The organism is Paenibacillus arenilitoris, assembly GCF_014705655.1.
In the GTDB taxonomy this organism is placed as follows: domain Bacteria; phylum Bacillota; class Bacilli; order Paenibacillales; family Paenibacillaceae; genus Pristimantibacillus; species Pristimantibacillus arenilitoris.
This window is the reverse complement of record NZ_JACXIY010000027.1, coordinates 114,308-124,365: the sequence shown is the minus strand read 5'-3', so window position 1 is coordinate 124,365 and position 10,058 is coordinate 114,308. Positions and strand designations below refer to the sequence as shown.

Here is a 10,058-nt window from a genome sequence, read left to right as displayed (position 1 = left end):
CGCGCGCTGGAAGCGCTGCGCGCGGCGGCGGCTTTGCCGCCGGATTGGCCGGCGCCGGACGGTGTGGCGCCGTGGCCCGGGCCGCGGGAGGTCGCGGCGATGTTGGCTGCGCGGCTGGCGAAGCCCGCTCTCGCGGCTGCTGCTGCCGAGGAGGCTTATGGCCTGGCTGACGCTGCTAACGCCTCCGCGAATGATGCGCGAGCTTACGCTGCTAACGATGGCGCTGCCAGCGCTGATGCGATTGACGCGCGGGCCGACGCTATTCCCGTTACCGCAAACGATGTCCACGCCATCGCTGTTCCCGCCATGACGAATGACCCGCGAGCCACTGCCGTAACCACTTCCGCGAACGACGCCACAGGCGCTAATAACCCCCGAGACGCCGCTCCTCCGGCTGCGGTGAACGAGGATTGCATTCGCGCGCAGCGATTCGACCCGCGGTCGCTCGTCGCGGCGTACTTTCTGCTGGCCGCCGGCGTCTTCGCGCAGCGGTCGCTGGCGGACGTCGGGCTGACCGCCGTCCTGGCTCTGCTGCTGCTTCTGCCGTTCAACGCCCTGCTGAAGCCGTGGCTTGGCCTCGTTCGGGCTTATGCTACGCTGATCGCGATCTTTTGCCTGATCGGCGGGACGTCGCTCGACCCGCTGAGCTTCGATTGGGGGAAGGCGCTGCCGATCGCGATCCGATTCGGCAAGCTGCTGATCGTCATGCTGCTCGGCATGCCGCTGCTCGGACTGATGACGCCGATGAGGCTGCAGCGCGCCATCGAACAGACCTTCGGCTGGCTAAGCCGCCTGCGCGTCCCGGTCCATTCGTTAGCGCTGCTCGTTACGTTGATATTCCGCTTTATTCCGCTGCTTGCGGAAGAGTGGGGAAGATTCGCGAAGCTGGCGCATGCGAGGGGGAAGGCGGCGTCGCCGGTTCGATCGGTGCCGCCGCGGATGCTGCGCTCCATCCTTATTCCGTACGTGCGCTCGATGCTGCGGACGGCGGAGCAAATGGCGGACGCCTTGGAGGCGAGGGGGTTCGGTTACGCGAAACGGAACCCGGTCTACGCGTTTCGTCTCCGTTTCGGCCGGGCGGATGCGCTCCTCCTCGCGATCGCGGCGGCAAGCGCGTCGTTGATGGTTCTGCTTGCGCTCATCCCGTAGAATGAAGGCACCTGCTAAGGTTCAGGTGCCTTCTTCTTTGGAAGCGGGTCGCTGCCGATCCTCCCGCAGCATGGGGAGCACCTGCTCGATCCAGGCGCCTTCTTCGTCGGCCCGAAGGGTGCGCCAGCCGAGAAGGGCCGCCTGACGCAAGTTTTTGTCTTGGTCGTCGACGAACAGGACGGCGCTGCCGGGCGGAAGATGCGGCGTCACGCGGGCAAAGATTTCGGGATGCGGCTTGCGGCATCCGACTTCGCTCGATATCGTCACGCTCGTCCAAACGTCCGCGTAAGGACCGATGACCGGTTCGACCCACGACCGCAGATGGTTGCTCAGCACATGAAGATCGGCCGCCGCGCTCCATTCCCGAAGCCGGCCGAGCGCGGGCAAAGGCTCGAGGCTGTCATCGATGAAGCCTCGAGCCTTCTCATCCGTAAGCGCCGGCGCGTACGACCTCATCCAAGCCCAAAACCGCTCTTCGGAAATCGCGCCCGTCCAGAGCCGGTCGCTCATCTCCTCCTTATACGCGCGGTAGAGCGCCTGTTCGGCGACAGCCGCTTCAACGGCGGCCAGCCGCCAGAACCTCGGCGTCAAGTTCGCCGCGAGTACGCCTCCGATATCGAGCACGAGCTGCGGCCGGCTCATAGGCTCGCCTCCTCGGCCAATGCCTTGCTCTTGCCGGAGCGAACGGCCGTCTTGCGCTCCTGCCTCGACCACGCCCATACGAGAGCGGCCGCCGCCGCGCCGAGAAGAGTGCCGAACCAAAAGCCCCCGTTCAATCCCCAGCTCTCGTTGAGCCAACCGGCCAGAAACGGGCCGGAGAACATGCCGATCGCGTAAAGCGCCTGATACAAGCCCATGGCGGTCGCTCTCGCAGGCAGCTCCACGTCGCGAATGGCAAGCCCGAGCAGCAGCGGCATGTGGAGGCCCTGCGCAAACCCGTTAATCGCCTGCGTAAGAGCTAGAACCGCGATCGAATCCGCAAATGCCATGGCTCCCGTGCAAATCGCGCTCAGCACGAATCCCGCGCCGATCGTTCCCCAATACCCGAAGCGCGGCGTAAACCATCTTGCCGTCACGAGGGAGGCGAACGCGTGCGGCAGCATGAAGGCGAAGACGACAACCGACAGCATGGAGCCGCTCGCGCCGAGCTCCTCCGCCTTCAGCGGCGTGAACCCGAACATCGTAATGAACAGCACGCCGTGCGCGAGAATGGACAGGAGCGATACCTGCAGCAGCGATCTCGTCCGTACGACGTTTTTGACCATGCCGAGCGACATCCCGGGCTGATCGCGCCGGCCTCCTTGCGGCTCGCGAAGCAGCATGGCGAGCAGAAGTCCGGTTGCCGCGATCGCGGCGCCGAGAATGAACGGCGCATCCTCGCTGAACCCTTCCGTCAGCCAGCCGCTAAGCAGCATGCCGACCATTTGCCCCGATACCGTCATGACGCTGATGTTGCCCATGGCGCGCCCCGTCTGCCCGGCGCCGAAGAAGCCGGCGTACATGACAGTGAACGCGACCCACGTCGAAGCGCATACGCCGGCCATCAGCCTCCCGGCAAGCGGCCAAACCCACGAGCCCGGTACAAGGAACAGCAGGCAGCTTAGGCAGGCGGTCAGCATGCCGAGCCAAATGAAGGGCTTGCGCTTGCCCGATCGGTCCGAGAGGATGCCGAGCGGGAACCTTACGAGCATTTGCACGAAGCCATAGCTGCCAAGGACGATTCCGATAAAGGAAAGCGACAGGCCGCGCCCGCTCAGATAGGGCGAGAGGGTCGGCACGTACACGTACATGGATGTCCAGTACAGGACGGTAATCACTGTGAACAGCATTTTTTGCGAAGCCGAAATCGTATTCATAGGACGAATGCTCCTTTCAATCTCACTTTAGCCTATACGCGCTTTCTTTGTCACGGCTTAATTTCAATGGCGATTTGGAAACTTTCTCCACAGCAAGGCGTAATACGTTATGGACTTTTTTATGCCGAGCAAAACAATACGACGAAGAGGTGAACCGACATGAAGACGGAAGAACGTCCGAAAAAAAGCTGGACCCGGGAATTGCGGGAATGGACCGTATCGCTTGCGGTGGCGGTAGTCGCGGCGCTGCTGTTCCAAACTTACATATACGCACAATCGGAGGTACATAACGTATCCATGCAAAATACGCTCGTCGAAGGCCAGCGTCTTATCGAGGATAAATGGTCGTACCGGTTGCATGAGCCCGAGCGCGGGGACATCGTCGTCATTGACGGGCCGGAAAGCGATCTGCGCCTTATAAAGCGGGTTATCGCGCTTCCGGGGGACGTCCTCGACATCCGGCATGGCGACGTATACTTGAACGGAGAAAAGCTGGAGGAGCCTTACGCGAAAGGACGGACGTTCGCGGGAAGCGTCGCGATGCCGTACGAAGTGGAGCCGGGGCAGCTGTTCGTCATGGGCGACAACCGCGAGAACAGTATGGACAGCCGCACGCTCGGGCCGATCGCCAGAGACAGCATCGAAGGCAAAGCGGTGTTCCGGATTTGGCCGATCGGGCGATTCGGCACGCTCGGCGAGTAGCAGAGAGGAGGCCGCCTAGTGCCATTTACGTTCTCGCACGCGCTGTATGCCGCGCCGCTTAAGAAAGCCGTTCCGCGGCTGAGCGCGACCGGACTCATTCTCGGAAGCTTTGCTCCGGACTTCGAATACTTTATCGCCATGGTGCCGTTCCGGTCGGTCGGCCACTCGATCGACAGCTTTATTTTGATGGCATTTCCGCTATGCGTCGCGCTGGCCTTTGCCTTCCACCGCATCGTTCTGCCGTCGCTGCACGAATTTCTGCCCGGTTACGGGAGGATCGACCGGTTCGCGAAGGCGTCGGTCCGCCCTTGGAAGCTTGCTTCGGCGTCCGATTGGATCGTCTTTTTCCTTTCCGCGTTCATCGGTTTCATAAGCCATCTGTTTCTGGATAATTGGACGCATGCAAGCGGCTGGTTCGTCGTAAGGCTGCCGCTTCTACGGGCGACGTTAGCAGGTGACGAGCTTTATCATATCCTCCAGCTTTCGTTATCGGCTTTGGGGATCGCCTTGCCCGCCTATCTTCTGTTCCGGAAATGGCGGATTTGGCAAAGGGCGAACCAAGGGCGTTCGGCAGACGCTGGAGGAAGCGGGATTAAACGTTTCAAGTCGAACTGGCTGCTTCTACTGGCCGTCTCGTTCGCGCTGTTTGCCGGCAAGCTGATCTCGACCGGAGACTACATGATACTGGGCGTATGGATCGTCGCCCCGATTACCGCGTCGCTGGTTGGCCTGTTCGCGGCGTCTTTGCGTATCGCCTCGGCCCGCGCAGGGAAGGAAGCGAAAGGGTGGATCGGCATTTTCGCAATCCTCGGCGCGATTGCCCTGTACAAGCTGGCGGCCGGGTTATTCGGATTTCATCTCTGGTTATGGATCCTCTTTATATGGATCCTATCCGCAGTCATTCTTATTACTACATTAATAATTAATGACAATAACTAATTAGGCAGTTAAATAAATGAGCTTCCATGCAACCAAACGTAATAATTTTGTAAGAATTGGTTCCAAATTCGTTTAGAAATAGCCTTTATGATAAACGATAGATTCAACAAATAAATGCATTTTTGGCGAGGCGGTAACGCGGTTGTCTATTCGAGTAAAGCTGTACATGTCGTATTTGGCGATGGTCATCGTTCCGTTCATCTTAATGAGCGTCGTTCTGCTGTTCGTCGTGCATGCGAACGGGATCGAGGACGTAAAGCAATATTTCGACAGAGTCGACAAAGAGCCTTACGAGCAGGCACTCGTATACGGCGAATTGTCGTATGTGCTTCGCAACGATGCGGGCGAGCTCGAGAAGCCGGCGTACGTAACCGAAATCCAGCAACGGTTAGGCGAGCTGTGGGCAGGTCTGATCATTTCGCGGGACGGCAAAATAACGTCGGTCTCGCCGTTCCTGAGGCAAGCATCCCCGAACGAAAATTGGCAAGGGCTGCTTGCGAATCCGCCCTCCACCGTCACGTTCAACGGCTTTCGCTTCGAGACGAGCGCGATCGCGTTCGACTATCCCGACGGAGGCAAAGGCAGCGCCGTCCTATTTCGAAGAAACGATCCGGTGCCGCTCTACGGTCGGCGCGTCGGCACGGTATTCACGCTCGCGCTGATCGGCTTGACGGGATTGCTGCTGACGTATTTCGTGTCACGGAGCATCATTAAGCCGATCAAGACGCTGGAAGCGGCCGCGCTTCGAATGAAGGAAGGCGACCTGTCGCAGCAGGTCGAGACGAAGTCGAAGGGGGAGATCGGCCAGCTGAGCACCGCTTTCGAGGAAATGCGCGTCCGCCTGAAGCAATCGATCGATCAAAGCCTGCTGTACGAGGAAAACCGAAAGATGCTGCTGTCCCACATTTCGCATGATTTGAAGACGCCCATATCCGCCATTAAAGGCTACGTCGAAGGCATTCTCGACGGCATCGCCAATACCGAAGAGAAGCGAAGCCGGTATATGCAGACGATATACCGGAAGGCGGCGGACATGGACCAGCTGATCGACGAGCTTTTTCTTTTTTCCAAGCTTGACCTTCAGACGGTGGCATTCGATTTCAAGGTCATCGACATTCGCCGGTATTTGCAGCATTTTCTGGAGGAGCAGCGGTTCGATCTGGAGAAATCCGGCATTCGTCTGGTGTATTTGCAAGGCGGCGCCGAGCCGATCCCGGTAGCGGCCGACCCGGATAAGCTAAGCCGGGTACTCACGAACATTTTGAACAATTGCGTAAAGTACATGGGTCAGCAGCGGGAAGAAGCCGCGGGTGAAATTTTCGTCAGGCTGGGTGGGAAGGAGAAACGCGTCGTCATCGAAATCGAGGATACGGGACCGGGCATCGACGAGGAGGATTTGCCGTATATTTTCGACAGATTTTACCGCGCCGAGCAGTCCCGCAACTCCGAGACAGGCGGCAGCGGCCTCGGGCTCGCCATCGTCAAACAAATTATCGAAGGGCACGGCGGGGAAGTATGGGCGGAGAACGCGAAGGAGGGCGGCGCACGCTTCTGCCTCGCGCTGCCGATCGCGGCGCCTGCCGTAAGTGGAGATGATCATGAAGAACATACTTATCATTGAAGACGAGAAGGCGATCGCCGAGCTGGAGCGCGATTATTTGGAAAGCCACGGCTTCGGCGTCCATATCGAGGGCAGGGGAGACGCCGGCCTGCAGAAGGCGCTGGAAGGCCAATACGACTTGATCGTGCTCGACGTGATGCTTCCCAAGGTCGACGGCTTCGAAATATGCCGCCAAATCCGGCAGCAGAGCAACATTCCCGTTCTCCTCGTGACGGCCAAGAAGGAGGATATCGACAAAATTCGAGGTCTAGGCCTAGGCGCCGACGATTACATGACCAAGCCCTTCAGCCCGAGCGAGCTTGTCGCCCGCGTGAAAGCCCATCTCGCCCGTTACGAGCGGCTGACGGCGGACAAGTCCGAGCGGGGCGATCATATCCGGATTCGCGGGCTGTTCATCGATAAGTTATCGCGCCGGGTCATGATTCACGAGGAGGAAGCGATGCTGACTTCGAAGGAATACGAGCTGCTGCTGCTGCTCGCTTCCCACCCGAACCGCGTGTTCGAGAAGGAGGAGCTGTTCGAGCGGATTTGGGGCCTCGATTCGAACGGGGACGCGGCGACGGTAACCGTCCATATCCGCAGGCTGCGCGAGAAAATCGAGCACGACCCGTCGAATCCGCAATACATCGAGACGATTTGGGGCGTCGGCTACCGGTTCAAAGTATAGATAGAAGACGAGGAGTGGACTTAATTTGAAGAGCATTATCCGATTTTCGTTGAACAACAAATTCGCTTTATGGATTTTGACGCTGATCGTGCTGATCGCCGGACTTTATTCCGGCATGAACATGAAGATGGAGACGCTGCCCGACGTTACGGTGCCGATCGTCAGCGTGACGACGGTCTATCCCGGGGCGGCGCCGGAAGAAATCATGGAGAAGGTAACGAAGCCGATCGAGCAGCGGACGCGGAATTTGAAGGGCGTCGACAACGTCAGCTCGACCTCCATGGAGAACGCGTCGTCGGTCGTCATCGAATATACGTACGAAACCGACATGGAGAAGGCGGAGGCGGAGGTGAAGAACGTCCTCTCCGAGCTGGCGTTCCCCGAAGGGGTTCAGGATCCGTCCGTATCCCGGATCAGCCTGAACGCGTTCCCGGTGCTGTCGCTCAGCTTGTCGAACGATAGTCTGAATCTGGAGCAGCTGACGAAGGCTGTTCAGGACGACGTACTGCCGAGACTGCAAGGCATTGAAGGCGTGGCCAGCGTCCAAATGTCCGGTCAGAACGTAATGGAAGGCGAGCTCGCGTTCGACCAGGCGAAGCTGGCGCAGCTCGGCTTGACCGAAGATATGGTCAAAGGAATAATCCAGGCATCGGCCGTTTCCGTGCCGCTCGGCATTTTCGAATTCGGCGAAACGGAGAAATCGGTCGTCGTCGACGGCAACATCAAGACGGAGGATGAGCTTAATAACCTCGTCGTCGTGCCGGGCGTCAAGCTAAGCGATATCGCGAAGCTCAGCATCGTCGGCAAAGCCGAGTCCGTCTCCCGCACGAACGGCAAGGACGCGATCGGCCTGAACATCGTGAAGGCGGCCGACTCGAACACCGTCGACGTCGTCAATAAGGTCAAGGAAGAAATAAAGGAGCTTGAGGACAAGAACGAGGGCTTGACCATTACAACGACGCTCGACCAAGGGGAGCCGATCGAGAAATCCGTCGAAACGATGCTTAGCAAAGCGGTAATCGGCGCCTTGTTCGCCGTCGTCATCATCATGATCTTCCTGCGCGACATCCGTTCCACCGTAATCGCGGTCGTATCGATCCCGCTGTCCATTCTGATCGCGCTCCTCATCCTGAGCCAAATGGACATTACGCTCAACATCATGACGCTGGGCGCGATGACGGTCGCGATCGGCCGGGTTATCGACGACTCGATCGTCGTCATCGAGAACGTATACCGGCGCATGTCGCTTTCAACGGAGAAGCTGAGCGGCAAAGAGCTCATTCTGGACGCCACCCGCGAAATGTTCGTTCCGATTATGGCGTCGACGATCGTAACGATCGCGGTATTCCTGCCGCTCGGACTCGTGTCCGGCATGATCGGGGAAATTTTCCTGCCGTTCGCGCTAACGATCGTTTTCGCGCTCCTTGCTTCCTTGCTCGTAGCGATTACCGTCGTGCCGATGCTGGCGCATATGATGTTCCGCAAAGGCATCAAACCGGGCAAAGAGCATCACGACAAGCCGGGACGGTTGGCCGGCTGGTACAAGAGCGTGCTTCGCTGGTCGCTTAACCATAAGTTTGTCTCGTTCGGTCTTGCCGTATTGCTGCTCGCGGGCAGTCTCTTCATCGTACCGGTCATCGGCGTAAGCTTCATTCCGGGCGACGAAGAGAAAATGATGGTGGTCTCGTATAATCCGGCTCCGGGCGAAACCCGCGAACAGGTGGAAGAGATGGCGCTGAAAGCGGAAGAGCGGCTGCTTGACCGCGAAGGCGTCTCGGTCGTGCAATATGCGGTAGGCGGGCAAAACCCGTTCAGCCCCGGCGCTTCGAAGCAGGCTTTGTTCAACCTGAGCTACGAAGACGACTTTGAGGATTTCATCGCGGAAAAAGACAGAATCGTGCCCCTGCTGCAGGAGCTTGGCGGCAAAGGCGAATGGAAGCAGCAGGACTTCACGGGCGGCGGTCTCGGCGGTTCCGGCATCTCGATGCTCGTATACGGGCCGGACATGGAATCGCTGGGGCCGGTCGTCGACGATTTGACGGCCAAGCTGCAGGATCATCAGGATTTGAAAAACATCAGCTCCAGCCTGTCCGAAACGTACGAGCAGTACCGGATCGTCGCGGATCAGGAGAAGCTGAGCCAAAACGGTCTCACCGCCGGTCAAATCGCGATGGCGCTAAGTCCCGTGCGGGAACGTCCGGTGCTGACGACCGTCGAGAAGGATGGCGAGCAGTTTAACGTGTACGTGAAGGTCGAAGCGAAAACCTATAACGAAAAAGCGGATCTGGAAAACGTGAAGCTGACGAACCAGATGGGAACGCAGGTATCTCTCGCCGATGTCGCAACAATCGAGGAAGGCGAGTCCCCGAACACGATTACGAGAAGGGCCGACCGCGTTTATGCGGAAGTGACTGCGGACGTGACGTCGTCCGACGTGGGCAAAGTATCCGCCGATTTGCAGAAGCTGATTGACGAGAGAGACCTGCCTGCCGGAACCAATATTGAAATGGGCGGCGTAACGGAGCAAATCAACGAATCGTTCACCCAGCTCGGCCTTGCGATGCTGGCTGCGGTTGCCATCGTATACCTCGTACTTGTCATAACGTTCGGCGGAGCGTTAACGCCGTTCGCGATATTGTTCTCGCTGCCGTTCACGGTAATCGGCGCTTTGGTCGGCTTGCTCATTGCCGGCGAGACGCTAAGCGTCACCGCGCTCATCGGGGCGCTCATGCTGATCGGCATCGTCGTCACGAACGCGATCGTGCTGATCGACCGCGTCATCCAGAAGGAGAAGGAAGGCTTGTCCGTCCGCGAAGCGCTGCTTGAGGCGGCAGGCACCCGTCTTCGTCCGATTCTGATGACGGCCATCGCGACCGTCGGGGCGCTGCTCCCGCTCGCGTTCGGCTTCGAATCCGGCGGCCTGATCTCGAAGGGCATGGCGGTTACGGTAATCGGCGGTTTGACGAGCTCAACGCTGCTCACGCTGATCATCGTGCCGATCGTGTACGAAGTGATGAACCGGAAGAAAAAGAAGCTGGCTTCGGAATAAGCGATTTTTAGATGGTGTCAATGACGGTATAACCTTCCCGCAGGCCAGCTTTGGTCCTGCGGGAAGGTTTTTTAT

The 10,058-nt window shown here is 58.8% G+C and carries 8 protein-coding genes; 6 read left to right on the top strand and 2 right to left on the bottom strand.

The features are described 5' to 3' along the window. Positions 1 to 1,149, top strand: a 1,149-nt coding sequence (locus tag IDH41_RS21740) for an energy-coupling factor transporter transmembrane component T (RefSeq protein ID WP_190864791.1), incomplete at its 5' end; no start/stop codon positions are given. A gap of 21 nt (positions 1,150 to 1,170) precedes the next feature. Here the strand turns inward: IDH41_RS21740 and IDH41_RS21735 are convergent. Then, the gene (locus IDH41_RS21735; RefSeq protein ID WP_190864789.1) at positions 1,171 to 1,791 is read right to left on the bottom strand and encodes an HAD family hydrolase; all 621 of its coding nucleotides are present in this window, start codon (positions 1,789 to 1,791) and stop codon (positions 1,171 to 1,173) included. Continuing rightward, positions 1,788 to 3,005 (bottom strand): MFS transporter, encoded by a 1,218-nt coding sequence (locus tag IDH41_RS21730; RefSeq protein WP_190864787.1) that lies wholly within the window; start codon positions 3,003 to 3,005, stop codon positions 1,788 to 1,790. Before IDH41_RS21730 ends, IDH41_RS21735 begins: the two co-directional genes overlap by 4 nt. A 159-nt stretch (positions 3,006 to 3,164) precedes the next feature. Between IDH41_RS21730 and lepB the strand changes: the two genes are divergently transcribed. The 5 genes from lepB to IDH41_RS21705 all read left to right on the top strand — a co-directional run bounded on the left by lepB (position 3,165) and on the right by IDH41_RS21705 (position 9,983). Further along, a complete protein-coding gene (lepB, locus tag IDH41_RS21725; protein WP_190864785.1) occupies positions 3,165 to 3,707 on the top strand; it encodes a signal peptidase I in 543 nt (180 codons plus the stop codon). Positions 3,708 to 3,725: 18 nt separating this feature from the next. Next, positions 3,726 to 4,646, top strand: a complete 921-nt coding sequence (locus tag IDH41_RS21720; RefSeq protein WP_190864783.1) for a DUF4184 family protein — start codon at positions 3,726 to 3,728, stop codon at positions 4,644 to 4,646. Positions 4,647 to 4,788: 142 nt separating this feature from the next. Continuing rightward, complete coding sequence (locus tag IDH41_RS21715; protein WP_190864780.1) at positions 4,789 to 6,267, top strand: HAMP domain-containing sensor histidine kinase; 1,479 nt, start codon at positions 4,789 to 4,791, stop codon at positions 6,265 to 6,267. Beyond that, positions 6,245 to 6,934, top strand: a complete 690-nt coding sequence (locus IDH41_RS21710; RefSeq protein WP_190864778.1) for a response regulator transcription factor — start codon at positions 6,245 to 6,247, stop codon at positions 6,932 to 6,934. The genes IDH41_RS21715 and IDH41_RS21710 overlap by 23 nt, the downstream gene beginning before the upstream one ends. A 25-nt stretch (positions 6,935 to 6,959) precedes the next feature. After that, complete coding sequence (locus IDH41_RS21705) at positions 6,960 to 9,983, top strand: efflux RND transporter permease subunit (RefSeq protein ID WP_190864775.1); 3,024 nt, start codon at positions 6,960 to 6,962, stop codon at positions 9,981 to 9,983. The last annotated feature ends 75 nt before the right edge of the window (positions 9,984 to 10,058 follow it).

Coding starts and splice junctions, on each gene's coding strand:
- IDH41_RS21735 (WP_190864789.1), bottom strand. CDS start 1,791: ATGAGCCGGCCGCAGCTCGTGCTCGATATCGGAGGCGTACTCGCGGCG.
- IDH41_RS21730 (WP_190864787.1), bottom strand. CDS start 3,005: ATGAATACGATTTCGGCTTCGCAAAAAATGCTGTTCACAGTGATTACC.
- lepB (WP_190864785.1), top strand. CDS start 3,165: ATGAAGACGGAAGAACGTCCGAAAAAAAGCTGGACCCGGGAATTGCGG.
- IDH41_RS21710 (WP_190864778.1), top strand. CDS start 6,245: ATGAAGAACATACTTATCATTGAAGACGAGAAGGCGATCGCCGAGCTG.